Origin of the sequence: Roseburia sp. AF25-13LB, from assembly GCF_003478915.1 — a bacterium.
In the GTDB taxonomy this organism is placed as follows: Bacteria; Bacillota; Clostridia; order Lachnospirales; family Lachnospiraceae; genus Roseburia_C; species Roseburia_C amylophila.
The window spans coordinates 362,023-387,008 of record NZ_QUFO01000002.1 but is presented as its reverse complement, the minus strand read 5'-3'; the positions used below and the strand labels follow the sequence as shown (position 1 = coordinate 387,008).

Here is a 24,986-nt window from a genome sequence, read left to right as displayed (position 1 = left end):
TTGTATTACTTTTTTAATCTATCCTTCCTTTAATCGTTGCTCTGTAATGCGTCATAGCCGGTCTCTCCGGTACGGATTTTCTGGGCAGAGCGAATCTCATAGCTGAAGATTTTGCCATCGCCGACCTCCCCGGTAAAGGCTGCCTTCTGTATGGCTTCGATGGTTTTCTGTTCCCATTCTTCGGAAGATACTACGATTTCAAATTTGATTTTCGGAAGCATCTGCACTGCCACTTCCATGCCCCGGACGATTTCTTTATATCCTCTCTGCACACCACAGCCCATAACCTGCGATACCGTAATACCGTTGACTCCGATGGCATTTAATGCTGCTTTTACATCTTCGAATTTTTCTTCCCGCACAATTGCATCTATTTTAATCATCATATCTGATTATCTCCTTTTCTATCCTACTGGTCTAATCCGTTGAAGCTTGGGTAAGCATTTTCTCCATGCTGTGTTACATCCAGTCCAAGCTGTTCTTCTTTTAAGCTCACACGAAGTGGAGTAAAGATTCTTACCACTGCTACACAAAGCAGGGTACCAGCCACTGCAATTACAATGGTAATTAAAATTCCTTCCAGCTGTGCCAGGAAAAGACGGTAATCTCCAAACACCAGACCATCCCATTTTGCAGTACTGTTAATGGATTTCTGTGCAAAAATTCCGGTGGCAATTCCACCCCAGATACCGCCGATTCCATGGCATCCAAATGCATCCAGCGCATCATCAATTTTCAGTTTTTTCTTAATAAGTGCAACTCCGAAGTAACAAATCGGGCTGACCAAAGCTCCGATAATAAATGCTGACCAGATTGGAACAAATCCTGCACCCGGTGTAATTGCCACAAGTCCTACTACAAGTCCGGTGGATGCGCCTACCAGGGTTGGCTTTCCTTCTTTTACAACATCAATAAACATCCAGGATAATAAGGCTGCTGCTGCTGAAATTGCAGATGTCATAAATGCATGGGCTGCCAGTCCATCGGCTGCCAGTGCACTTCCTGCATTAAATCCAAACCAGCCAAACCATAAAAGGGATGCTCCCAATACAACAAACGGAATATTATGAATCCGATAAGTTACCTGCTCATAGCCACGTCTTCTTCCAAGTATGATTGCCAGAACCAATGCACTGACTCCGGAACTGATATGTACCACATCTCCTCCGGCGAAATCAACAGAGCCAATCGCTGCTAAAAGTCCACCTTCTCCCCAGACCATATGTGCCAGTGGATAATATACAACAAAGGACCATAGTGTTACAAAGAGAAACAGTGCCTTAAACTTCATTCTTCCTACTAAGGAACCGGTAATCAGTGCCGGTGTAATCATGGCAAACATCATCTGAAATGCACAGAATACAAGATGTGGAATGGTATCTGCATAAGGTCCTGCCTCCCAGCCTACACCATTCAAGGCTATCCAACGGAAATCTCCGATGATACCTCCGTGATTGCCACCAAATGCAAGGGAATAACCAAACAGTGTCCAAAGCACTACCGACAATCCCATGATTGCCACACATGCCATCATCGTGTTACATACATTCTTTCTTCGTACAAGACCTCCATAGAAAAATGCAAGTCCCGGTGTCATAAAAAACACAAGTGCTGTTGCAATCAGCATAAAGGCTGTATCTCCAGTATTCATATCTAATCCTCCTTCTTTTCACTTGAGAAACTCTTTATGCGAGTAGCGCACGGAGCAAAGCATGTGCCTTGGCACATTCTCGTGCCTGCGGCGGTCGCTTGCGATATCTGCCTTATACGCCGCAGTGTGCATCCTCGCGGAGCGTTTTTTACTTTACAGGAAAACAATTTCCTGTAAAGTAAAAAAAAATGCCAAAAACACGTTTCCGTGTTTTTGACATCTTCGTCTACAGCTAGGACTATAGCACTTTTCTATCCCTATTGCAAGGGCATTTTTTAATCAATTAATTATTTTTTGTTCTTTTATTAGTTTTTTTGCGATATTTCCGGCTGTTTTCTCACCCAAAAGGATACTTTATTTCATCCATTTATCTGCTTCTTCTTTCAGCCAGGAGTACCATACTTCCATTCCCTCTCCGGTCTTTGCGGAGATTGGGAATATCTTAAGATTCGGATTCCGTTTCCATGCATACTCCTTTACCTTATCCATATCAAAGTCAAAATATGGCAGCACATCAATTTTATTGATAATAAGTGCATCGCATACGGTAAAGATTAATGGATATTTCAATGGCTTGTCGTGTCCTTCCGGTACGGATAAAATCATTGCATTCTTCACTGCTCCGGTATCAAATTCTGCCGGGCAGACAAGGTTCCCCACATTTTCAAGGATAGCAATATCTACATCCTCAGTGCCAAGTTCCTTCAAGCCCTGTCTGGTCATGTCTGCATCCAGATGGCACATACCGCCGGTATGAAGCTGCACAACCTTTGCCTTTGTCTTATCAGCAATCGTCCATGCATCTACATCGGAATCAATATCCGCTTCCATGACTCCTACCCGGTAGTCCTTTAATAGTTCATTGACCGTTGGCACCAGGGTAGAAGTCTTGCCACTTCCCGGTGAAGACATCAGATTTAAGAGAAATGTTTTCTCTCCCTTTAACTGTTCTCTTAAGCTGGCCGCATCCTTATCATTATTTTCAAATATACTTCTTTTTACTTCAATTACTTTCATTTCCAGTTCCTCAATTATACCCTATTTTACATCTGCTCTTGCCAGTGCATCTTTATAATACTTGAAGTCTGTAAATACTTCGTTGGTATACGGATTCTTCTTATTCTTTACAGATTTGTAAATGATGTATCCTAAAGCAATGGCATTTACAATCAGTGCCAGTGCGCTGACGATTGTCATTGCGGTCGGATCTGCATTGTTCGAAGTTCCTGCTACAATGCCATTTACCGTTCCGTCTGCATACTGTCTGGAAATGGTTGCCCATGGATAATAGGTTGTTCCATCGGCAGCAGTCTCCTGAAACAGTGGAAAAATCTGTGCAAACATACACCAGATTGCCAGTGTATTTGCACGGTTCATAATCCAGCCACCCTTGTTCCAGATTAATGCTGCAATAGTAGGTGCCAAAAGCAGTGCTACACCACAGAACCAGGAGTGGGTTGGCAGACAATTGTAGGTATAAGCAAAGTTCCAGATATCATATACTACAATGTAAACCCAGATCATATCCGGCCAGATCATATCCTTCTTGTCTTTGGAGGAATATACTTTCCACCAGCCTGTCATGCAAAGGATATTTAAGATTCCTGCGATTCCGTTCATTACGTTGTGCCAGCCACCATAAAGCCATACATCTTCGGAAGATAACCACCAGGAATACCAGCCGTTGATTGCGGATTCGAAATCGCTGGCTACTGCAATCAAAATATTAATTGCTACGATTACAAATGGGAATGCGCGGAACCACTGTTTCTTTCCAATACCCCATTCATACTTAATCATCATAAAGCCGATACATCCGGCAAGTGCTGCATACAGTTTTGCATAATGGAACCATCCATTCATATAAAGATGTGTCTGATTATTTACTGCCCATTCTACGCCCTGTCCTGCGCATACTGCAATTACAACAAAGTAAACGGTAAGTGCCAGCGGAATAATTCCAAACATCATAAGTCCACCAAACTTGGTTCTTCTTGCAAACTCATTTAATAAAATAAGTCCGGCTAAGACTGCCAGCATGGCAATCCACTGATAAATTCCATTTCCTCCATAAACATGAAACAACATTTTAACCCCTTCTTTCTTTGATAAATATTTTATCCGAAAGCCTGCCTCAGCAGGCCTCCATTTCTTTGATACTGCATTCATTTCCCGTCAGCAGATAGGTGTCATCACTCTTACAGTACGGACATTGTCTGCCGAATTTTACAGTCGGATAAGTTTTTTTGCAATGTTCACACATGGTTACCGCCGGAAGCGTCTCGATACGCAATTCCGATTCCGATAACAGGTCCGATTTCTTCCGGTAATATTCCCAGCAGTCTAAAAGGTATTCCGGGACAATTCCGCTGACTTCTCCAATTTCCAAAGTAACAGAACCTATCTTCGTCACTTCATTTTCTTCTGCTACTTCCTTTAATGTTTTGGAAATATGAATGATAATTCCCAGTTCATGCATACACTCACATCCTGCTTTTTATTTCTTCCTGCCTTTGAATTTAATCTTAATCTCACGCTTTAACATATATGGGAAGATTGCCTTTAACTTGTCTTCTGATTTTACCATGCGGCTTGCATCCGGCAGGTCACGGCTTAAGTGGATGGCATCAAATTCGCACTTCGTTGTACAGATTCCGCAGCCGATACACTTATTCGGGTCTACTACGGTAGCACCACAGCCTAAGCAGCGGTTTGCTTCCTTCTGTACCTGCTCCTCGGTAAAGGTGCTTCGTAAATCACGGAAGGTATGCTTTGCATCTCCAGCCTTATGTCCCGGCACCTGACGTTTTGCATTGTCAAAGGTCTCAGCTTTAATATTGTCTTTATCCAGTTCAATGAATTGTCTTCTGTTACGTCCCAAAGTAAGGCTCTGTCCTTCATGGACAAAACGGTGAATAGATACACAACCTTCTTTTCCTGCTGCAATAGCATCAATAGCAAATCTTGGTCCGGTATAGTTATCTCCACCGGTAAAGATATCCGGCTCTGCAGTCTGGTATGTTACCGGGTCTGCCTTTAAGGTTCCGTTCGGATTAAATTCCACTCTGGTTCCTTCTAATAAAGCCCCCCACTTAATGGACTGTCCAATGGATAATAATACCTGGTCACAAGGAACAGTTAATAATTCTTCTTCGTCATATTTTGGTGAAAACCGTTTATTCTCATCCAGTACAGAGATACATTTTTTGAATACCACTGCGGTTACTTTGCCATTCTCGGTAAGGATTTCCTTTGGTCCCCAGGAATTATTTACCACAATGCCCTCTTCTTCTGCCTCTGCCACCTCATCATCGGCTGCCGGCATAATATCTCTTGATTCCAGACAGAACATGGATACATCGGAAGATCCGGTACGAAGTGCGGTTCTTGCAACGTCTACTGCTACATTTCCTCCACCGATTACTACGGTCTTGCCAGATAATTTCACGCCTTCTTCATTTAAATTGACACGACGCAAGAAGTCTACTCCGGTTTCTACGCCTACGGCGTCTTCTCCCGGTACTCCGGTCATACGTCCGCCCTGTGCACCAATTGCTATGTAAAATGCTTTATACCCCTGTTCACGCAGCTGTGCTATGGTAATGTCCTCGCCAACTTCTACGCCGCACTTGAATTCTACCCCCATCTCGCGCAGCACATCGATTTCTGCATTGATCACATCTTTTTCCAGACGGAAAGATGGAATACCATTCATCAGCATACCACCCGGTCTTTTTTCTTTTTCAAACACAGTAACCGGATAACCCATTTTCTTTAAATAGAATGCGGCTGACATCCCTGCCGGTCCTGCTCCGATTACTGCTACCTTCTCCTCAAAAGGCTTTCCGGAATAATTCAACATTGGTGGAATATAACGCTTCTCTGCATGGAGCTCCTGTTCCGCAATGAATTTCTTGATTTCATCAATAGCAACTGCCTGGTCAATAGTTCCTCTGGTGCAGGCGTCCTCGCACCGGCGGTTACAGATTGCACCACAGACTGCCGGGAACGGATTCTCCGTCTTAATCAGCTTTAATGCATCCAGATATCTTCCCTGGGATGCCATCTTAATATAGCCCTGTACCGGAAGATGTGCCGGACATGCTGTCTTACATGGTGCAGTACCGGTATCATAGCAGTTAATCTGGTTATCATCCTTATAATTCGGATTCCATTTCTCCGGTCCCCACTTCGTAGTATCCGGAAGTTCCTGCTGTGGATAAGTGATATGTCCGCCATCTCTGGTACATAGTTTCTGTCCAAGCTTTGCTGCTCCGGCCGGACAGTACTCTACGCATCTTCCGCAGGCTACACATTTCTCCGGCTCTACACTGGCACGGTATGCGGAGCGTGACATATTCGGTGTGTTGAAAAGCTGGGATGTACGCAGTGCATTACATACACCAACTGCACAATTACAGATTGCAAAGATTTTATCTTCACCATCGATGTTTGTTATCTGATGGACATAGCCATTATCCTCTGCACGCTGCAGAATCTCCATTACTTCATCATAATCAATGTAACGGCCCTTTCCGGTCTCTACACAGTAATCTGCCATGTCGCCGACACCGATACACAAATCATCCTCTAAGTCTCCGGTTCCCTCCCCACGGATTCGCTGCTGACGTCTGCAGGAACATGCACCAACGGAATATTTATCATATTTATTGAGCCAGTGGGAAATATGCTCCACGCTTGCCGACTGCTGGTTTGCCGGGATTGCTTTTTCTACCGGAATAACATGCATTCCGATTCCTGCTCCACCCAGCGGAACCATAGGTGTAACTTTCTCCAGCGGAAGTTTTGACATCTGTTCAAAGAAATCTGCAATCTCCGGATGTGTTTCCACCTGCTCTTTATTCATTACCATGAATTCTGCACAGCCCGGAACAAACATTGGCAGTATGTACTGCTTATGATGGTCTTCATTTTCCCGGTTGTATTCAATCAGTCCGATGACACTCATCTGCTCTAACAGTTCTTCGGTCCGTTCTACGCTCTTCTTACATTTCTTTGCTACTTCTGCTGCGGTAGCCGGTACTCTGACTTTCATTGCCAGTGCAACTTCTGCCATCTCATCCGTTACCACTCCGGCAAGTCCCCAGTATTCCGGGTCATTTTCCGTAACTTTCACTCCGATTCGGTCTGTAATTTTCTGACCGAGTTTCAGAATCAATTCTCTTGGTTCTGCCATGTGCCCCTCCTTTGTATGATACCTGTATTGCTCCCCTCACAGGTTGCTTTTTGTCGTGATTCATCACAGTATTTGTATATATTATACAATATCCGGTTATTTTTATCAATAATTATCACACTTTTCACAATAGTTCTTCATAAAAAAGAAACTGTGTCTTGTGAATTTTATACACAAAACACAGTTTCCTGTTTCTTTTGATTTTCTCACTATTTGAAACTTATTTTTCAAAATCAGTTTCCAAAATTCTTATTTTCTATTAATCCAGTGGAATCAGTTTTTCTTTTCCACCCATATATGGCTGCAATGCCTTTGGAATATTTACGCTTCCGTCCGCATTGAGGTTGTTCTCTAAGAACGCAATCAGCATACGAGGTGGTGCAACTACAGTATTATTTAAGGTATGTGCGAAATATTTATTTCCATCCTTGCCTTTAACACGGATTTTCAGTCTTCTTGCCTGTGCATCGCCTAAGTTAGAGCAGCTTCCTACTTCGAAGTATTTCTTCTGACGTGGAGACCATGCTTCTACGTCACAGGATTTCACTTTCAAGTCTGCTAAGTCTCCGGAACAGCACTCAAGGGTACGTACCGGAATATCTAAGCTGCGGAACAAATCTACGGTATTCTTCCAGAGCTTATCATACCACTCTTTGGACTCTTCCGGCTTACATACAACAATCATTTCCTGCTTCTCAAACTGGTGGATACGATATACACCACGTTCTTCAATACCATGTGCTCCTTTTTCTTTACGGAAACATGGAGAGTAGCTGGTCAGGGTATATGGAAGTTTTTCTTCATCATTGATGGTATCAATGAATTTACCAATCATGGAATGCTCAGAAGTACCAATCAGATACAAATCCTCACCTTCGATTTTATACATCATGGCATCCATTTCATCAAAACTCATAACACCGGTTACAACATTGCTCCGAATCATAAATGGTGGTACACAGTATGTGAATCCACGGTCAATCATGAAATCTCTTGCATAAGAAATAACTGCAGAATGTACTCTTGCAATGTCTCCCATCAGATAGTAGAAGCCATTTCCCGCAACTTTTCCTGCTGCGTCCAAATCAATACCATGGAAACGATCCATGATATCGGTATGATATGGGATTTCAAAATCCGGAACAACCGGCTCACCAAATTTTTCAATTTCTACGTTACAGGAATCATCTTTTCCAATCGGAACGGATGGGTCTATGATGTTTGGAATTGTCATCATAATCCTGGTAATCTTTTCCTGTAAATCTTTTTCCTGCTCTTCTAACTCTGCAAGGCGGGCTGCATCTTTGCTTACCTGCTCTTTTAATGCCATAGCTTCGTCTTTCTTGCCCTGTCCCATCAATGCACCAATCTGCTTGGAAATACTGTTACGGTTTGCACGTAATGCATCTGCTTCCTGCTGTGCACTTCTTGCCTGCTCATCTAACTCAATTACCTCGTCTACCAGTGGCAATTTGTGATCCTGGAATTTCTTCTTAATGTTCTCTTTTACGATGTCCGGATTTTCCCGTAAGAATTTTAAATCAATCATCTTTGTTCTCCTTCTTTGATATCATGTGCTTTTTTTGAAAATTTTATAGGATTGATTCGTAAGCATGCGATTTTTCTCGCTACTCGCATAAAAAATGCCTTCCATCCCATGCATTTTCATACATGGGACGAAAGGCTTATCTACCGTTCCGCGTTGCCACCCATTTTGCCGCATCTCTTTTTACGTCTTCTCTTCTTTGCCTGCGACCACTTCATTGCGTATCATAAGGGGTACGAACCCGTGGCTTTCACCACCAGCCTCCGAAAGTGGACCAATTGCTTCCTAATACCGGCTCACACCAGCCGCCGGCTCTCTGAATTATTCCGTCAATCTTAGCTTTCGTCAAACGCTGTTTTTACTCTTTTTCCTATTATAGCGCGGGGATTGGATTTACGCAAGGGGATTCTACAATCCTCTGATAATATTTAAGTAATCCTGGCGTTGGTCAACAACAGCATAGATTATAACTCTTTTATTTTCTTCATTTATCTTATAGAAAACCAGATTTTTTTCCAATATCAACACCCGATACCCTTGTCTTTTCAATACCAGATAATGCGGTTCTCCCCCCTTTAATGGATGAACTGCCAAATCAAGAATATTCTGTTCCAGTTCTTCTAATTTTTCCAGTGCAACCTTATTACCAAAATTTTCGGCTATATACAATACGATTTTTCTAATCTGCGCATCTGCCGTTTCTGTACGAACAACTTCATATTTCAATAATTCTATTCCTCCCCAAGCATTTGTCTTAAATCATCAAATGTTTCACGAACCGGTGCTACTCTACCATTCTTTACATCATCTTCCGCTTCTGTAAGAATTTCCAAAAGTTCTATTCTTGACTTCATTCTTTTATATTCCTCATACGAAAGAGAGACTGTATCACCACGACCGTTTACTGTGATTATAACCGCTTCATTTTCTTCTCTGCATTGTTTTGAAATTTCACTATAATGATTTCTTAAATCTGCAGATGGTCGTATTGTTTCCTGTAATGCATGCATAAAAAACACCTCCGCCTATATTATAGTCACATCATATCATGATTTGACTATATTATCAAGTTTTCCATTTTTTACTTATTGTAAAGTGAATTTTTAAATTCCAGTTTTTTTACCCTCAAAAACAGAAATCCGGAATTTACTCTTGCATATAGTTTCGTAAAGTGAAATTTTTAATTCCAGTTTTTTGAATTCTAAAATGGGCTGGAATTTAATTTTCCAATTCACCTCAATTATTCACTGGATGCTTGGTAATAGCAAAAATCGCCTAAACCTCACGGTCTAAGCGACTTTTCTTTTAAGAAAATTTTTGCTGTTCTTTATATCCCAAATACTGTGTTGTTGAAAATCATGATGAATTAAAATGCTAGTCAATAACTGTAACATCTCCATCCCATATATATTTATTTTCACCAGATTCATTCTTAACTCTATAATAAATGGAATCTTCTTCCGAATTTTCATAAACTTCGTAAACATTAAATTCTGTTCCATAATCATATAGCATAATTTCACCATACGCAAAATCTGTAGGTTTTTCCGAAATATATGCTCCATTTTCACTTGTAACCTTTACCCGAAACAGCACCGGCTCCTCTGTTTCTGTCTCCGTCACTGCTTCGGTCTCTGTCACGATCTCATTTTCTACCTTTGCCTCCGTTGCTGTCTCACTCTCTGTCTCAGTTGTGACAACTGCTTCGGTCACTTCTGTGGCAGCTGAATTTGCCTGCTCCTTCGTGCTGCCGCAGGCTGTAACTGATATTGCCATAAGTATCGTTAATACTCCTGTCATAACTTTTTCCGCTATTGCTGTTGAAATCTTTCTGTTTTTCATAAATGTCCGCCTTTCCTTTTTATCTTCCTTTTATCATTTGAACTGTTCTCTATTTTAGTACATATATTTACTAAAATTAATAGTAAACATCTTTATTATGATAAATTAAAAAAGTCCTCTGCAAGACCTATTATTTTTAGGATATATTCTGGATTTTTTAGAATTATAGAAATTTGTTTTTAAAAAAATTCCGGATTTATTTTTAGATTTGGAGATTCTTATGGATTATATACAGCGAATGCGTAATTTACGCGAAGATCATGACAAAACCCAGCAGGAAATTGCCGACGTTCTCGGAACTTCCCAGACCATGTATGCCCGTTACGAACGTGGTGCTAACGAGCTTCCTATCCGTCATCTTCTGAAGCTTTGCCATTACTATCAGGTTTCTTCTGATTATTTTCTTGGTCTTTCTGATATAAAAACAGCTCATTTACACCATGACAGTAAAACCTAAAAAGAGGAAAATTCAATGAAATCTGAATTTTCCTCTTATTTTACACGTTTTCTATTTTTTACTCGTGACGCAATGCCTCGATTGGGTCTAAGTTTGCTGCCTTATAGGATGGCAGAAGACCGAAAATAATTCCGATAATCATGGAGAATACCACGCCGCCTACGGCTGCCGGTGCACTGATGGCAACCGGTGTGGTACTAAGTTTCGAGATAATCTCAGCTAATATGATTCCCACCAGAACTCCAATCAATCCGCCTAAACTGGTAAGTACTGCTGCCTCGGTTAAGAACTGTCCTAAGATAACAGACTTTCTTGCTCCGATTGCTTTCTTCAGACCAATCTCACTGGTACGCTCCGTTACGGATACCAGCATGATATTCATTACACCGATACCGCCAACCAGAAGGGAAATTCCGGCAATCCAGATTAACATGGTATTGGTGGACTGGCTCAACTGCTGAATTTGTTTTGCCTGCTCCAGTAAGTCTTCGGATTTGTACTTAATGGTATCATCCGATGTTGCAAGATAGCCATTTAAAATATCGGCACTCTTCTTTCCTGCATTGGTCATATCGCTGGTGCTCTTTGCTTTAATGAGAACCTGCTGTGGTTCGTCATAACGATAGATAATCGGCCAGGTTACAGATGGTACATAAATCTTACCACTGCTGTCCTGGGAATAAGTATAATAATCATCCATGGAATTGATAACCGGTTCGAACTGCTCGCTCTTGGTTGCAATTCCTACAACAATATATGGCTGCTGCTTAATCTCAATGGTCTTTCCAATTGGATTCTCACCCTGAAATAATGCTTCTGCAGAATCTTCATCTAAGATTGCGACCTTTGCAAAATCACTATAGTCCTCTTCGGTAAAGCAGCGTCCGCTCTTCATAATCATTCCCGCAGTATTAAAGTAGCCATTGTCTACTCCCATAATATAACCGCCGGAAAGAGAAGTATTTTTATAGTATGCTCCATCATAATCCTGTCTGGAAAGGAATAAAGATGCATCCTCTACTTCATCCAGATCTTTAATCTGCTCCAGTGCTTCATTTGTAATTACCGGAATTCCACCCGGTACACTTTCATAGGAAAAATCCATGGAATAATCTCCCTGATACAACTGCACTGTAACATTGTTATCGCCTGCGCCAATCAGGTTCTGCTCAATCTGTTCATTCGTTCCTTTAATCGTAGATACAATTGCAATAATTGCTGCAATACCAATAATAATACCCAGCATAGTTAAGAAGGAACGCATCTTGTGTGACCAGATACCCTGAAAAGATAATCTTAAATTTTCTAACATGTTCGTCCCTCCTACTAATACATTTCAGTTCCGGAATCTTCATCCTTATTGGTTTTGACTCCTTCTTTTGCTGTCTTGCCATATGGAAAAGCAAGATAATCATCCATTGTAACTCCGGATTTGATTTCTACTGCATATCCGTATATGGTCTTTCCTGTCTTCACATACTGCTTTACCAGATGACCGGTTCCATCATCCTTCATGACATAGCTCTTACCATCTTCCTTACGCACATACGCTTTATCCAGATAAATCTTATCAGAAGCATCTTCATCTCCGCCAAGATTGATGGAAAGGCTTAAGTTATCTCCATTGCCAAGTCCGGTACTGTCTTCAATATATGCAGTATAACCATAATAGGAGGCATTTGGATTACCACTGCCATAATATCCATTTGCATCTTCCGGGTAATCATTAATCTCTGTTATCGTTGCATCGAATACCATTCCGGTGCTCCAGGAGGTTGCTGTAACACTCTGTCCCACCTTCACCTGTTCCAATGCAAGCTCATTTAGTATTCCTTTTACATATAGACCATCTGAACCGGAAAGTGTCAAAAATGCACTTCCATCATTTGGAAGATTATCCGGATCTCCTGCTTTCTTTACGGTACCATTAAACTCAGCATAAACCATTCCATCTTCTGACTGGCTTTCCATCTGTTTCAACGCAAGCTCCGCTTTTCTTTTATCCAGATCAAGCTTAGTCAGTTCTTTTTCTTTATCCGCAATCTCTTTTGCCAGTTCATCTGCCGTATATCCGCTCTGCTGGTTATCATCCGGTACAGATGGTGTATCCGGTACAACCGGTTCGACCGGGGTATCCGGGATATCCGGCTCATTAATTACTTTACTTCCATCAATAACATACCATTTTGCATCCGGGTCTGCTTCCTCTAAAGCTGCACCGACTTTTGTCCATGCACTGATTAAGGTTCCGGCTACGGTATTTCCGTCATGAATTTCAAATACCGCAACCTTCCCCTCACTTTTCAATGTATTCAGATAGCTTCCATAGACATATGCTTCCTTTGTACATAAGAAGCGGTATGGATTCTCCTGGCTTCCATCTCCGGTATATGGCTGCGCCGTTGTTGAAATATAATTATAGGCATCTCCGTTCTTCTCTTCTACCGTATCCGGTGTGGTTACAGAAGTATCCGTAGATGGTGTTTCCGGTGCTGATGGTGTCACACTGTCTACAGACGGTGTACTTGTTGTGGTATTGCTGACCGGCTTGGTATTTTTAAGCTTTTCCAATTCCTTCTGTGCTACAGCAATATTATTTTCGGTCGTCTGGATGTCTAATTTCTTCATCTCAATTGCAAGGTCAATATTGGTCATATCATACTGTAACAGTGGGTCACCTTCGGATACTTCCTGTCCTTCTGTTACAAATACTTTCTGAACGGTCTGCTCTGTGCTGACATAAACATCCTGCTGCTGTCCATTGGTCACGGTTCCGTCACTTTCCATGCTGTCACCCCAGAAACCGGTATTTAACATGGATACTGACTGTACCTCTGCTACCAGCTTACTGTTCTGGTATGCCCGGTATCCTACTACTCCTCCGGTGATTCCACCTCCGGTTAAAACTACGATTAGAATTGCAATTATAACTTTCTTTTTCATGCCTTGCCCTCCTCATCGTCTGTAAATATTTCTCCGTCTACTATATGGAGGATTCTCTTTGCCTGCTTTGCAATATTAATATCGTGGGTAATCATGACAATGGTAACGCCCTCATCATTCAGGCTCTGGAACAGTTCCATAATCTGTTTACCGGATTTCTGGTCCAATGCTCCGGTCGGCTCATCCGCCAGTAAAATCTTCGGATTATTTACCATGGCACGGGCAATTGCCACTCTCTGCTTCTGTCCACCGGAAAGCTGTGTCGGGCGGAATCCGGAACGGTCTCCTAAGCCTACACGCTCCAATGCCTTCTGTGCTCTTTCTTTCCGTTCTTTCTTCTTTACACCGGCATAGCTCAGCGGAAGTGATACGTTATCCAGTGCACTTTCCCTTGGCATCAGCTGAAAACTCTGGAATACAAATCCAATACTGTTCAGTCGGACAGCCGACATCTCACGGTCTTTTAAGTTTAAGACATCCTTTTCTGCCAGTTCATAGGTTCCGGAAGTCGGTCTGTCCAGACATCCGATAATATTCATCAATGTTGTCTTTCCGGAACCGGACGGTCCCATGATAGCAACATATTCTCCTTCTTCTACCTGTAAAGATACATCCTTCAATACCGGAACTACCAGTTTATCCTGATTGTAATCTTTATAGATATGCTGCAGATTCAGAATCATTCAACCACCTCCGAATCTGTCGCACCTGACTCGCCGCTATCTGTAAATTCAGTTCCGGCTTCATCATACATTCCTTCGTCCATGTATTCGGTTCCGTCAGTATTATACATACCTTCATCCATGTACTCAGTTCCGGCTTCATCATACATTCCCTCATCCATACCGGAATCATCTGTAGATTCCTGATTATATAATGGAGAAGAATAATCTACTTCTTCCATATTGGTAACTGCAGCTACACCCTCATACAGTCCCTGCATTGGGAATGCAATCAGGTCATCTTCAGAAAGTCCGGATTTAATCTCATATTCACCCAGATTTTCATCATACTCGCCTAATTCCACTTTACGTTTTTCCAGACGGTTCTTCTTATCTGCTGCCCACACATATGGATCTCCATCATCCTGCACAATATAATAGTCATACAGCCAGAGTCCTTCTTTTTCCTCTGCTGTACCCTGTCCGTAATCCGGCTCTATATATAAATGCTGTCCTAACATCAGTCCATCTGTACTGTCCAAAGTAACATAGAATGAATACTTGGACGCAGAATCTCCGGAGCTGCTTCCATCATACATATAAGAAGAATTACTGTCAGTCTGCGTGCTTTCAGTATCAATCTTGGAAATACTTCCTGTCCAGGTCTGCGTCTCATCTAATCTGGAACGTAAAATAACCGGTGTTCCCTCAGATATTGTTCCTACAGAAGTCTCATCAATTGTTCCTTTTACACGGTACTCGCCTGTCGCTAATATTTTCATATATGCTGCAGTATTTCCATTGGGATCCACCCCGTTTTCATTGATTTCTTTTACAACACCAGCCATCTTACTGGTTACTTCTGAGTTGTCGATGGATTTCTGGTATTTGTCAATCTCTGCCTGTTTGCTTTTCTTGTTGTATTCTGACTGCTTAATGGAAGTCTGCAGTGTCTGAATCTGTGTGGTATATTCAAACTGCTGGTCTTCCGGTGCGCTTGCTTTTTCTTTCTGCAATTCTGCAATCTGTGCATTTGAATTGGAAATGTCATTTGCAATGCCTTCCATCTCAAGCTTTGCCTGGTCTATCTGCATCTGCAGATCTTCTGTATCATAAGAAAATAATACGGTTCCCTCTTCTACTTCATCACCAACAGAAACGTATACTTCCTTTACTTTACGTTCGGAATCCTTATTTATCTCTAAGGTCTCCTGTGGTTCTACCACACCACTGTAACGATTATTGATTCCTGCTGACTGGTTCATAATTGCAGATACTTTTTCTACATATACCTTGTCTGCAGAATTTCCACCGTTGCTTCTTCCCTTTAGGAAATAGAATCCTACTCCGGCTGCAACTACTGCCGCTGCAATAACTCCAATAATAATGCCTACCTTCTTTTTGCTCATCTGTCTCCTCCTGAATAATTCCTTTTTTCTGCCTTTTACCTGTAGAAGCTGCCGTTGGCAGTTTCTCAGGAATGCCTGACAATCGAAAAAATAGCCGTAAAGCTTTCATACTTTACGACTATTTTATCATTTTCTTATCTGAAATACAGCATGGATAATTCCTAAGATTTCTTAAGAAATCATTAATTTCCCGGCAAAATTTTTTGTGATTTATTTCAAAGGATATTTTGCAGTTAACTCTGATACGATTGCTCTTGCTTTTTCAGAAGCTGTTTCACCCTCTTTAATCATCATGGCAATTGCTTCTGCAATCTTATCCATATCCTCTGTATTCATGCCTCTTGATGTAACAGCTGCAGTACCAAGACGAACGCCGCTGGTTACGAATGGAGACTTCGGATCATTCGGAATGGTATTCTTATTACATGTGATGTTTACAGCATCTAATAATTTTTCTACTGCCTTACCTGTCAAATCATAATTAGTAAGGTCTACTAACATCAGATGGTTGTCAGTTCCGCCGGATACAATCCTGATATCACGACTTAATAATCCCTTGCAAAGTGCCTGGGCATTATCAATAATACCCTGCTGATATACCTTGAATTCCGGCTGTAACGCTTCTTTTAAGCAGACTGCCTTTGCTGCAATGACATGCATTAAAGGTCCACCCTGGATTCCCGGAAATACTGCCTTATTAAAGTTATATTTATCTGCTGCTTCCTGATTGCAGAGAATCATTCCGCCTCTTGGTCCTCTTAAGGTCTTATGGGTTGTTGTTGTTACAACATCTGCATATGGGATTGGGCTTGGATGAAGTCCTGCTGCAACAAGTCCTGCGATATGTGCCATATCAACCATAAGAACTGCACCACAGGCATCTGCAATTTCACGGAATTTCTTGAAATCAATGGTTCTTGCGTATGCGGATGCACCTGCAATAATCATCTTTGGCTTACATTCCATTGCAATCTTCATTACGTTATCGTAGTCAATGAAGCCTTCATCATTTACACCATAAGGTACAATATGGAAATAAGTTCCAGAAAAGTTTACCGGGCTTCCGTGTGTTAAATGTCCGCCGTGGTCTAAGTTCATTCCCATTACGGTGTCACCCGGTTTTAAAATAGCAAACTGTACAGCCATGTTTGCCTGTGCACCGGAATGTGGCTGTACATTTACATAGTCACAGCCAAACAGCTCTTTTGCTCTCTCAATTGCCAGGTTCTCTACAATATCAACGCAGTCACATCCGCCGTAATATCTCTTTCCCGGATAGCCTTCTGCATATTTATTAGTCATTACACTTCCCATCGCTGACATTACTGCCGGGCTTACCCAGTTCTCAGATGCGATCAGCTCAATGTGGCTGTTCTGACGGTCAAATTCTTTGGTAATGGCATCTGCAACTTCCATGTCCACTGCCTGAATATCTTCTAATGTATACATGTTTCTTCTCCTTCTCTATGTGATTTTCTTTAGGCGATTGCGAAAGGGGACAGCTTTTCTTTCAAAATTTTGCTATGAAAGGGTATTTGGAGTTATTTGTACTGGAATGCCAGCAGTTCTTAAGTGTATGTTTTGCTTGATTGTAAACTGTCTTTCCGTTGCTTTGACGGGGTCGCTGTACTGTCCGCCAACTGCAGATGCGGCATAAAGCCTGCAAGGAGCACTAAGAATTTCGGCATGGACATCGTACATTCCGGCAACCGGCGCAAATTCACATCCATGTTCAATTGCGCCTCGCTGGCACGTCCCTGTGCCAGCGTTGCCAAAGAACAGACGAAATTCTAAGTGCCCCTAACAGCCCTTATCATGCATCTGAAGTTGACGAACAATGCAGCGACGATGTCAAACATTGGAAAGACTGTTTTTATCGCATCAAGCAAAATATACCTTTTAGAACTACGGGATTTCAGTGCAGACTCCAATGCCCTTTCTATAGAAAAATTTGAAAGACTGGTTATCCAATTTCGCAATCGCCCAATAAATTTACTTTGAGTATCATTATAAGTGATAGCCTGATTCAACGCAACAGTATTTTTACGCATTACCGTAAAAAAGTGCATTTTCAGATATCTTTTCCAGTTCCCTTTTCTAGGTGTCGCATTTCATATTATACTGCCACTTAAATATGGCAGTTCCAATGATTACAATATAGCCTGCAATACTGAGGACATCCGGTATCTGATTCAGGAACAGAATGCCAAGAAGTGCCGCAAAGACAATCTGGGTGTAATCAAAAACAGATATCTCTTTTGCCGGTGCTTTCGTATATGCTGTGGTAATGCAGATCTGTCCGCCTGCTGCACATACGCCAGCCAGCATAAGGCAGACAAACTGTGTCATGCTCATAGGCTTATATCCGATGATAAAAAACGGCAATGTGACAACACAGGAAAAGAGTGAAAAACAAAGGACAATAACTGGTCCCTTCACTCCCATTTTTCCCAATTTACGCACATAGGTATAAGCAATTCCTGCACCCAGTCCGCCCAGTGCTCCAATCAGTCCGTAAACAAACTGTATATCAAAGGATGGCTTAATGACAAGCAGTGCTCCGGTAAATGCCAGCACGACTGCTCCCCATTCTACTTTATTTGCCTTTTCCTTTAAGATAAAGGTTGACATAATAATTGCAAAGAAAGGCGATAACTTATTTAACATATTGGCATCTGCAATATTCAGCCGGTCAATGGCATAGAAATTACAGATTAATCCTACCGTTCCGCAGAAGCTTCGCATGAAGAGTCCGCCCCAGCTTTTCTTTGGTGCATAGAATGGCTCTTTTGCCCGGATGAGCAGAAAAGCTGCCACAACGGCAGCTACTGCATTTCGGAAAAAAGCCTTTTCCGTCGTAGGCAGGTCTCCTGACAGCCGGACAAAAAATGTCATCAGTGCAAAGAAGAAGCCTGCTCCTATAATAAATAAAATTCCCTGTCTTTTTTCCTGTTTCATATGATTCTTTCTATTCTGCAAGCAATTTTTCTACGCTTGCAAGTTTGACGCAAAGTACAAAAATTTTAGTTGCTGTCTCAAGTTCTTCCATAGTCGGGAAGCTTGGTGCAATACGGATAACAGAATCCTCCGGGTCTTTTCCATAAGGGAAAGGTGCTCCTGCCGGTGTCATAACAACGCCTGCTTCTTTTGCTTTGGCAACAACACTCTTTGCACATCCCGGTAAAGTATTAAAGCAGATGAAGTATCCACCCTTCGGGCTAATCCAGGAACCGATTCCAAGCTCGCCTAATTCATCCTGCAATGTTCTTTCTACCATTTCAAACTTCGGACGCATAATTGCTGCCTGTTTCATCATATGTGCATTGATTCCGTCAATATTTTTGAAATAACGTACATGACGAAGCTGATTAATCTTATCATGTCCGATGGTCTGCATCGTAAACTGTTTTTCAATGAAGTCAAGGTTTGCCTTGGAAGTTACGATTGCTGCAATACCGCTTCCCGGGAAGCTTACCTTTGATGTAGAGCAGAATTCATATACCATATCCGGGTTGCCGGCTTTCTCACATTCGCTGATGATATCTAAAAGGTCATCCTGCTCATCTTCATAGAGATGATGTACTACATAGGCATTGTCCCAGTAAATACGGAAGTCTTCTGCTGCCGGCTTTAATGCTGCCATACGGCGGACAGTTTCATCGGAATAAGTAATTCCCTGAGGATTGGAATATTTTGGTACACACCAGATTCCTTTAATGGAATCATCGCTGCTTACCAGACGCTCTACCATATCCATATCCGGTCCTTCGGAAGTCATCGGTACATTTACCATTTCTACACCGAAAAATTCTGTTACTCCGAAATGACGGTCATAACCCGGTACCGGACATAAGAATTTTACTTTATCCAGTTTGCACCATGGTGTACTTCCCATGACACCATGGGTAAAGGAACGGGATACGGTATCGTACATAACATTTAAGCTGGAATTACCGTATACAAAGACATGGTCCGGTGTGCTTCCTACCATATCTGCAATTAATTTTCTTGCTTCCGGAATTCCTTTTAATTCTCCATAATTTCTACAGTCTGTACCATCTTCTGCAATTAATTCACTGCTGCTGTTTAATACATCCAGCATCGGCATAACAAGGTCGAGCTGGGTTGCTGCCGGCTTTCCTCTTGCCATATTTAAAGAAAGACCCATTCCCTTGTATTTTGCATATTCTTTTTCAAGACCTTCCTTTACCTTATACAATTCTTCTTTTGACATTTCCTGATAAGACTGCATCTTATTCCTTCCTCCTGTATCATTCATCATTTTCTTTTAACCAGTGAAGCCACTGGGCGATTTCTTTTTCTTTTCCATTGTCGGTCGGCTCATAAAATACCGAATCCGTCAGCCCGTCCGGAAGATACTGCTGTCTGACATAGTGATGAGGGTAATCATGGGAATAACGATAACCCAGACCATGTCCTAATTTTCCGGCGGATTTGTAATGTGCATCCTTTAAGTGATTTGGTATCGGTGCCGTTTTGGTATGTTCTACCACATCCATCGCACGATTCAGTCCCATATAGGATGCATTACTCTTTGGTGCACTTGCCACATAGGCAACTGCTTCTGCAAGAATAATCTGTGCCTCCGGCATACCGATGCGTTCTACTGCCTGTGCAGCAGAAACCGCTACATTCAATGCCATCGGGTCTGCTGTACCAACATCCTCTGCCGCGCTGATCATGATTCTTCTTGCGATGAAACGGATATCTTCTCCTGCATATAACATTCTTGCGAGGTAATAAAGGGCTGCATCCGGGTCTGTTCCACGGATACTTTTGATAAATGCAGAAATCGTATCATAATGATTATCTCCTGCCTTATCATATTTCACTACACGCTTCTGGATACATTCCTGTGCCACATCGATTGTAATATGGATAAGTCCGTCTTCGCTTCGTGGTGTGGTTAAGATTCCAAGTTCAATAGCGGTAAGGGCTGCCCTTGCATCTCCATTGGCAACATCTGCCATGAATTCCAGTGCATCCTCGTCGATGACTGCCTGATATGCACCCATTCCCTTTTCCTTATCGGTAACTGCCCGCACCAAAAGCTTCTTAATATCTTCTTTTTCCAGTGCATGCAGTTCGAAAATAATGGAACGGGATAGTAAAGCTCCATTGACTTCAAAATATGGATTTTCCGTTGTGGCACCAATCAGGATAATCGTTCCGTCTTCTACAAAAGGCAGAAGGTAGTCCTGCTGTCCTTTATTAAAACGATGAATCTCGTCGATGAAAAGAATCGTTTTCTTTCCATACATTCCCTGATTGTTCTTTGCCTGCTGCACCACTTCCTCCATGTCCTTCTTTCCTGCAGATGTAGCATTCATCTGAAGGAATTCAGCACTGGTGGTATTGGCAATCACTTTTGCCAGCGTGGTCTTTCCGGTTCCCGGCGGTCCATAGAAAAGAATAGAACTTAACTTATCTGCTTTAATGGCACGATATAACAGCTTGTCCTTTCCGATAATATGTTCCTGCCCGACTACTTCGTCTAAGGTCGTGGGACGAAGTCTTGCCGCAAGGGGAGACTCTTTTTCCATATTCTGTTCCCGCATGTAATCAAATAAATCCATTTTTGCTCCTTGCATAATTTCAAAACGAATCTTGCATTTTTACTCTTATTTTTCTTCATTTTTATACTTTTTTGGTTTCAAAATGACATTTGAGCTTTAAAATAATTCATTTCATCCTAAGATACCATACCTTAATTTTTGTCTTTTGACAAGTCTATTCTGGTATTTTTTCTCGATTTTCCAGTGAAAACACACCAAAAATCCATTGAAACATTCTTTTTTCTCAAGGTAACTCAAATATCAGCTTATCTACCGTTACAAATTCATAACCCTGTGCCTGCAGCCGGTCAATAATCTCAAAGGCTGCCAGCATACTGCTGTCATAACCGTCATGTAATAAAATAATATCACCATCTTTGACATCCGTCATTACTTTATTGACGACTTTTTCCTTATTCTGCACCTCCCAGTCCCTTGGGTCTACATCCCAGAGCACCTCTATCATATTCATCTGACAGTCCAGATTCTTCTGGGTGCTTCCGAAAGGAGAACGCAAAAACTGCGGATATTCCCCGGTAATCTGATAAATGGCATCATTGGTCTTTCGAATCTGCTCACAGGCATCTTTCTTCGATAAGATGCCAAGGTTCACATGGGTATAGGAATGATTTCCTATGATATGCCCATCATCCTGAATTTTCTTTATCAAATCCGGATATGCCTCTGCTTTCTCTCCGATTACAAAAAAGGTTGCTTTGACATTGCGCTCCTTCAGCCCTTCCAGTAAATCTTTCGTACATTCCGGGCTTGGTCCATCGTCAAATGTCAATGCAACCTCTTTTATTCCACTTGTTTTCTTTATATTCATGCTCTCTGCATTTACCAGATGATTGACACGGATCCGACAGGCTCCGGCGGCAATTACCAATACCGCCAGTGCCAGATTCATCCATATCAATGCTTTTCGGATTCGACTCATTTTACACCGTTACTTTTCTGCTCTCCTGACAATATATGCAGCAACTGCATTTCTTATTATGTCAGGCTTGAACCATTTCAGGCGGTCGCCGGTTTTGCGCTGGCAGTCAGTTCTCCATCGGTAAGGTCGATAAGAATGGTATCTCCCTCTCTGACTTTATCTGCAAGAATCAATTTTGCTGCCAATGTCTCCACATATTTCTGCAGGAAACGTTTCAGCGGTCTTGCACCATATACCGGGTCATAACCCTTCTCAGTAATATAATCCTCGGCAGCCTTGGTCAGTTCTACTTTCAGTTCACGGTCTGCAAGACGTTTATTCAGATCTTCCATCAGTAACTTGATAATGTTGCCGATGTTGTCTTTGGTCAGCGGTTTGAACATAATGATTTCATCCAGACGGTTTAAAAATTCCGGCCGGAAGTTACCCTTCAGTTCTTCCATGACAGCTTCTTCTGCTTCCGGACGAATCTCGCCATTTTCGTCAATGCCCTCCAACAGATGCATGGAGCCTAAGTTAGAAGTCATGATAATAATGGTATTCTTAAAGTCTACGGTACGTCCCTGGGAATCGGTAATTCGTCCGTCATCCAGTACCTGAAGCAGTACATTAAAGACATCCGGATGTGCTTTTTCCACCTCATCAAAGAGGACTACGGAATACGGTTTCCGGCGGACTGCCTCCGTCAGCTGACCACCTTCATCATAGCCTACATATCCAGGAGGTGCTCCAATCAGACGGGAGACGGAATATTTCTCCATATACTCGCTCATATCGAGACGGACCATATTGGATTCATCATCGAAAAGGCAGCTTGCTAATGCTTTGGCAAGCTCTGTCTTACCTACACCGGTTGGTCCTAAGAACAGGAAAGAACCGATTGGCTTGCTCGGGTCTTTGATTCCGGCTTTGGAACGGATGATTGCTTCTGTTACCTTGGTAACGCCCTCGTCCTGTCCAATGACACGTTTATGCAGTTCTTCATCAAGGTGCAGTGTCTTATTTCGTTCGCTCTCAGTCAGTTTGGCTACCGGGATTCCGGTCCAGCGGGAGATAATCTTTGCGATTTCTTCTTCGCTGACACTTTCATGTACCAGTGATAAATCTTCACCTTTGACTTTCTCTTCTTCAATTTCCAACTGCTGCTGTAACTGCGGCAGCTTACCATATTTTAATTCTGCCGCTTTATTTAAATCATAGCTCTGCTCTGCCTGCTGGATTTCATTTTTCAGGCTTTCCAAATCCTCACGCAGCTTCTGGACTTTCTCTACGGATTTCTTTTCATTGTCCCACTGTGCCTTCTTATTCTGGAACTCACTCCGAAGCTCTGCTAACTCTTTCTGTAAGTCTGCCAGACGCTCCTGGCTCAGACGGTCATCCTCTTTTTTCAATGCAGTCTCTTCAATCTCTAACTGCATGACACGGCGGTTCAGTTCGTCTAACTCGGTCGGCATGGAATCAAGCTCTGTCTTAATCAGTGCACAGGCTTCATCCACCAGGTCAATTGCCTTATCCGGTAAGAACCGGTCTGAGATATAACGGTTCGAAAGCACTGCTGCGGAAACCAGTGCACTGTCGGTAATCTTTACTCCATGGAATACTTCATACCTCTCCTTTAATCCACGCAGGATAGAAATAGTATCTTCTACCGTTGGTTCGTCTACCATAACCGGCTGGAATCTTCGTTCCAATGCGGCATCCTTTTCAATGTATTCCCGGTACTCATCCAATGTGGTAGCACCGATACAATGCAGTTCTCCACGGGCAAGCATTGGTTTTAAAAGCTGTCCGGCATCCATGGCTCCATCGGTTTTTCCTGCACCGACAATGGTATGCAGCTCATCGATAAAGAGGATAATCTGACCTTCGGATTTCTTTACTTCATCCAATACTGCTTTCAGACGTTCCTCAAATTCACCACGGTATTTTGCTCCGGCTACCAATGCACCCATATCCAGTGCAAAGAGCTTCTTATCCTTTAATCCTTCCGGAACATCACCACGTACAATCCGTTGTGCCAGTCCCTCTACAACTGCGGTTTTACCTACACCGGGTTCGCCAATCAGTACCGGATTGTTTTTCGTCTTACGGGACAAAATTCGCACTACATTCCGGATTTCTGCATCTCGTCCGATGACCGGATCCAGCTTCTGGTCTCTCGCCCTCTCTACCATATCATATCCATATTTATTTAAGGTATCATAAGTAGCTTCCGGATTATCGGAGGTCACACGCTGGTTGCCACGCACCGTAGACAGTGCCTGCAGGAAACGGTCTCTTGTAATACCATATTCCTTAAAAATTTCCTTTAATGCAGGATTCGGATATCTTAATAAGGATAAAAACAGATGCTCTACAGAGACATAATCATCTCCCATCTGCTTTGCCTCATCCTCTGCACTAATCAATACCTTATTCAATGCCTGACCGACATAAACCTGGCCGCCGGACACCTTGGTTCTTGCTTCCAGATGGCGGATTGCATTGTCTACAAAATGCTCCTTCTGGATTTCCATTTTCTCAATCAGTTTTAAAATCAGTCCATCTTCCTGCTGCAGTAATGCCACTAAAAGATGTTCCTGCTCGATTTCCTGATTGCCATATTCATATGCTAATTTTTCGCAATCCTGGATTGCTTCCATTGACTTCTGTGTAAATTTCTGAATGTTCATATCTTTCACCTCATTTCCCACTGTGCTATGAACGAATTCCTGTTATTTCTGTTTCCAAGCATAAATATAGCACGCATTATTAGCACTGTCA

The 24,986-nt window shown here is 42.2% G+C and carries 21 protein-coding genes; 1 reads left to right on the top strand and 20 read right to left on the bottom strand.

The annotated features are described in order from the left end of the window. Positions 1 to 29: 29 nt before the first annotated feature. From DWY37_RS04995 to DWY37_RS04950, 10 genes are all read right to left on the bottom strand, one after another. Positions 30 to 386 carry a P-II family nitrogen regulator gene (locus DWY37_RS04995; RefSeq protein ID WP_022243940.1) on the bottom strand — a complete coding sequence of 119 codons (357 nt, stop codon included), beginning with the start codon at positions 384 to 386 and terminating at the stop codon, positions 30 to 32. A gap of 23 nt (positions 387 to 409) precedes the next feature. Beyond that, positions 410 to 1,651, bottom strand: coding sequence for an ammonium transporter (locus DWY37_RS04990; RefSeq protein ID WP_118541348.1), 1,242 nt, complete (start codon positions 1,649 to 1,651; stop codon positions 410 to 412). A gap of 354 nt (positions 1,652 to 2,005) precedes the next feature. Next, positions 2,006 to 2,668 carry a hydrogenase nickel incorporation protein HypB gene (hypB, locus tag DWY37_RS04985; protein WP_118541346.1) on the bottom strand — a complete coding sequence of 221 codons (663 nt, stop codon included), beginning with the start codon at positions 2,666 to 2,668 and terminating at the stop codon, positions 2,006 to 2,008. Between the two features lie 21 nt (positions 2,669 to 2,689). Beyond that, a complete protein-coding gene (locus DWY37_RS04980) occupies positions 2,690 to 3,739 on the bottom strand; it encodes a DUF5692 family protein (RefSeq protein ID WP_117840600.1) in 1,050 nt (349 codons plus the stop codon). A gap of 46 nt (positions 3,740 to 3,785) precedes the next feature. Then, entirely contained in the window at positions 3,786 to 4,130 is a 345-nt protein-coding gene (locus DWY37_RS04975; RefSeq protein WP_118541344.1) for a hydrogenase maturation nickel metallochaperone HypA, read from the bottom strand. Positions 4,131 to 4,148: 18 nt separating this feature from the next. After that, the gene (locus DWY37_RS04970; protein WP_118541342.1) at positions 4,149 to 6,848 is read right to left on the bottom strand and encodes an FAD-dependent oxidoreductase; all 2,700 of its coding nucleotides are present in this window, start codon (positions 6,846 to 6,848) and stop codon (positions 4,149 to 4,151) included. Between the two features lie 259 nt (positions 6,849 to 7,107). After that, the gene (gene serS / locus DWY37_RS04965) at positions 7,108 to 8,397 is read right to left on the bottom strand and encodes a serine--tRNA ligase (RefSeq protein ID WP_022243934.1); all 1,290 of its coding nucleotides are present in this window, start codon (positions 8,395 to 8,397) and stop codon (positions 7,108 to 7,110) included. Between the two features lie 405 nt (positions 8,398 to 8,802). Next, the gene (locus DWY37_RS04960) at positions 8,803 to 9,120 is read right to left on the bottom strand and encodes a type II toxin-antitoxin system RelE/ParE family toxin (RefSeq protein WP_117697569.1); all 318 of its coding nucleotides are present in this window, start codon (positions 9,118 to 9,120) and stop codon (positions 8,803 to 8,805) included. 5 nt (positions 9,121 to 9,125) lie between these two features. After that, positions 9,126 to 9,404 (bottom strand): type II toxin-antitoxin system Phd/YefM family antitoxin, encoded by a 279-nt coding sequence (locus DWY37_RS04955; protein WP_022243932.1) that lies wholly within the window; start codon positions 9,402 to 9,404, stop codon positions 9,126 to 9,128. A gap of 364 nt (positions 9,405 to 9,768) precedes the next feature. Further along, positions 9,769 to 10,236, bottom strand: coding sequence for a hypothetical protein (locus tag DWY37_RS04950; RefSeq protein WP_118541340.1), 468 nt, complete (start codon positions 10,234 to 10,236; stop codon positions 9,769 to 9,771). Between the two features lie 238 nt (positions 10,237 to 10,474). Between DWY37_RS04950 and DWY37_RS04945 the strand changes: the two genes are divergently transcribed. After that, positions 10,475 to 10,693, top strand: a complete 219-nt coding sequence (locus tag DWY37_RS04945) for a helix-turn-helix domain-containing protein (protein ID WP_330417538.1) — start codon at positions 10,475 to 10,477, stop codon at positions 10,691 to 10,693. A gap of 58 nt (positions 10,694 to 10,751) precedes the next feature. Here the strand turns inward: DWY37_RS04945 and DWY37_RS04940 are convergent, their stop codons facing one another. The 10 genes from DWY37_RS04940 to clpB form a co-directional block, all read right to left on the bottom strand. After that, positions 10,752 to 12,005 (bottom strand): ABC transporter permease, encoded by a 1,254-nt coding sequence (locus tag DWY37_RS04940; protein ID WP_118541336.1) that lies wholly within the window; start codon positions 12,003 to 12,005, stop codon positions 10,752 to 10,754. A gap of 14 nt (positions 12,006 to 12,019) precedes the next feature. Further along, positions 12,020 to 13,636, bottom strand: a complete 1,617-nt coding sequence (locus DWY37_RS04935) for a biotin/lipoyl-binding protein (RefSeq protein WP_118541334.1) — start codon at positions 13,634 to 13,636, stop codon at positions 12,020 to 12,022. Then, the gene (locus DWY37_RS04930) at positions 13,633 to 14,319 is read right to left on the bottom strand and encodes an ABC transporter ATP-binding protein (protein ID WP_117697558.1); all 687 of its coding nucleotides are present in this window, start codon (positions 14,317 to 14,319) and stop codon (positions 13,633 to 13,635) included. Before DWY37_RS04930 ends, DWY37_RS04935 begins: the two co-directional genes overlap by 4 nt. After that, the gene (locus DWY37_RS04925) at positions 14,316 to 15,707 is read right to left on the bottom strand and encodes an efflux RND transporter periplasmic adaptor subunit (protein WP_118541332.1); all 1,392 of its coding nucleotides are present in this window, start codon (positions 15,705 to 15,707) and stop codon (positions 14,316 to 14,318) included. The genes DWY37_RS04930 and DWY37_RS04925 overlap by 4 nt, the downstream gene beginning before the upstream one ends. 210 nt (positions 15,708 to 15,917) lie before the next feature. Further along, positions 15,918 to 17,156, bottom strand: a complete 1,239-nt coding sequence (glyA, locus tag DWY37_RS04920; protein WP_118541330.1) for a serine hydroxymethyltransferase — start codon at positions 17,154 to 17,156, stop codon at positions 15,918 to 15,920. A gap of 648 nt (positions 17,157 to 17,804) precedes the next feature. After that, positions 17,805 to 18,665 (bottom strand): DMT family transporter, encoded by an 861-nt coding sequence (locus tag DWY37_RS04910; RefSeq protein WP_118541326.1) that lies wholly within the window; start codon positions 18,663 to 18,665, stop codon positions 17,805 to 17,807. A 10-nt stretch (positions 18,666 to 18,675) separates the two neighbouring features. After that, on the bottom strand, positions 18,676 to 19,959 hold the full coding sequence (locus DWY37_RS04905; protein ID WP_118541324.1) for an aminotransferase class I/II-fold pyridoxal phosphate-dependent enzyme: 1,284 nt from the start codon (positions 19,957 to 19,959) through the stop codon (positions 18,676 to 18,678). Positions 19,960 to 19,978: 19 nt separating this feature from the next. Then, on the bottom strand, positions 19,979 to 21,304 hold the full coding sequence (locus DWY37_RS04900) for a replication-associated recombination protein A (protein WP_118541322.1): 1,326 nt from the start codon (positions 21,302 to 21,304) through the stop codon (positions 19,979 to 19,981). Positions 21,305 to 21,527: 223 nt separating this feature from the next. Then, the gene (locus tag DWY37_RS04895) at positions 21,528 to 22,223 is read right to left on the bottom strand and encodes a polysaccharide deacetylase family protein (protein WP_022243921.1); all 696 of its coding nucleotides are present in this window, start codon (positions 22,221 to 22,223) and stop codon (positions 21,528 to 21,530) included. A gap of 77 nt (positions 22,224 to 22,300) precedes the next feature. After that, positions 22,301 to 24,895 (bottom strand): ATP-dependent chaperone ClpB, encoded by a 2,595-nt coding sequence (clpB, locus tag DWY37_RS04890; protein ID WP_117697547.1) that lies wholly within the window; start codon positions 24,893 to 24,895, stop codon positions 22,301 to 22,303. Positions 24,896 to 24,986: the final 91 nt, after the last annotated feature.

Bases quoted from the DNA above. Each gene is read 5' to 3' on its own strand.
- DWY37_RS04995 (WP_022243940.1), bottom strand. From the start codon at position 386: ATGATGATTAAAATAGATGCAATTGTGCGGGAAGAAAAATTCGAAGAT.
- DWY37_RS04990 (WP_118541348.1), bottom strand. From the start codon at position 1,651: ATGAATACTGGAGATACAGCCTTTATGCTGATTGCAACAGCACTTGTG.
- hypB (WP_118541346.1), bottom strand. From the start codon at position 2,668: ATGAAAGTAATTGAAGTAAAAAGAAGTATATTTGAAAATAATGATAAG.
- DWY37_RS04980 (WP_117840600.1), bottom strand. From the start codon at position 3,739: ATGTTGTTTCATGTTTATGGAGGAAATGGAATTTATCAGTGGATTGCC.
- DWY37_RS04975 (WP_118541344.1), bottom strand. From the start codon at position 4,130: ATGCATGAACTGGGAATTATCATTCATATTTCCAAAACATTAAAGGAA.
- DWY37_RS04970 (WP_118541342.1), bottom strand. From the start codon at position 6,848: ATGGCAGAACCAAGAGAATTGATTCTGAAACTCGGTCAGAAAATTACA.
- serS (WP_022243934.1), bottom strand. From the start codon at position 8,397: ATGATTGATTTAAAATTCTTACGGGAAAATCCGGACATCGTAAAAGAG.
- DWY37_RS04955 (WP_022243932.1), bottom strand. From the start codon at position 9,404: ATGCATGCATTACAGGAAACAATACGACCATCTGCAGATTTAAGAAAT.
- DWY37_RS04950 (WP_118541340.1), bottom strand. From the start codon at position 10,236: ATGAAAAACAGAAAGATTTCAACAGCAATAGCGGAAAAAGTTATGACA.
- DWY37_RS04945 (WP_330417538.1), top strand. From the start codon at position 10,475: ATGCGTAATTTACGCGAAGATCATGACAAAACCCAGCAGGAAATTGCC.
- DWY37_RS04940 (WP_118541336.1), bottom strand. From the start codon at position 12,005: ATGTTAGAAAATTTAAGATTATCTTTTCAGGGTATCTGGTCACACAAG.
- DWY37_RS04935 (WP_118541334.1), bottom strand. From the start codon at position 13,636: ATGAAAAAGAAAGTTATAATTGCAATTCTAATCGTAGTTTTAACCGGA.
- DWY37_RS04930 (WP_117697558.1), bottom strand. From the start codon at position 14,319: ATGATTCTGAATCTGCAGCATATCTATAAAGATTACAATCAGGATAAA.
- DWY37_RS04925 (WP_118541332.1), bottom strand. From the start codon at position 15,707: ATGAGCAAAAAGAAGGTAGGCATTATTATTGGAGTTATTGCAGCGGCA.
- glyA (WP_118541330.1), bottom strand. From the start codon at position 17,156: ATGTATACATTAGAAGATATTCAGGCAGTGGACATGGAAGTTGCAGAT.
- DWY37_RS04910 (WP_118541326.1), bottom strand. From the start codon at position 18,665: ATGAAACAGGAAAAAAGACAGGGAATTTTATTTATTATAGGAGCAGGC.
- DWY37_RS04905 (WP_118541324.1), bottom strand. From the start codon at position 19,959: ATGCAGTCTTATCAGGAAATGTCAAAAGAAGAATTGTATAAGGTAAAG.
- DWY37_RS04900 (WP_118541322.1), bottom strand. From the start codon at position 21,304: ATGGATTTATTTGATTACATGCGGGAACAGAATATGGAAAAAGAGTCT.
- DWY37_RS04895 (WP_022243921.1), bottom strand. From the start codon at position 22,223: ATGAGTCGAATCCGAAAAGCATTGATATGGATGAATCTGGCACTGGCG.
- clpB (WP_117697547.1), bottom strand. From the start codon at position 24,895: ATGAACATTCAGAAATTTACACAGAAGTCAATGGAAGCAATCCAGGAT.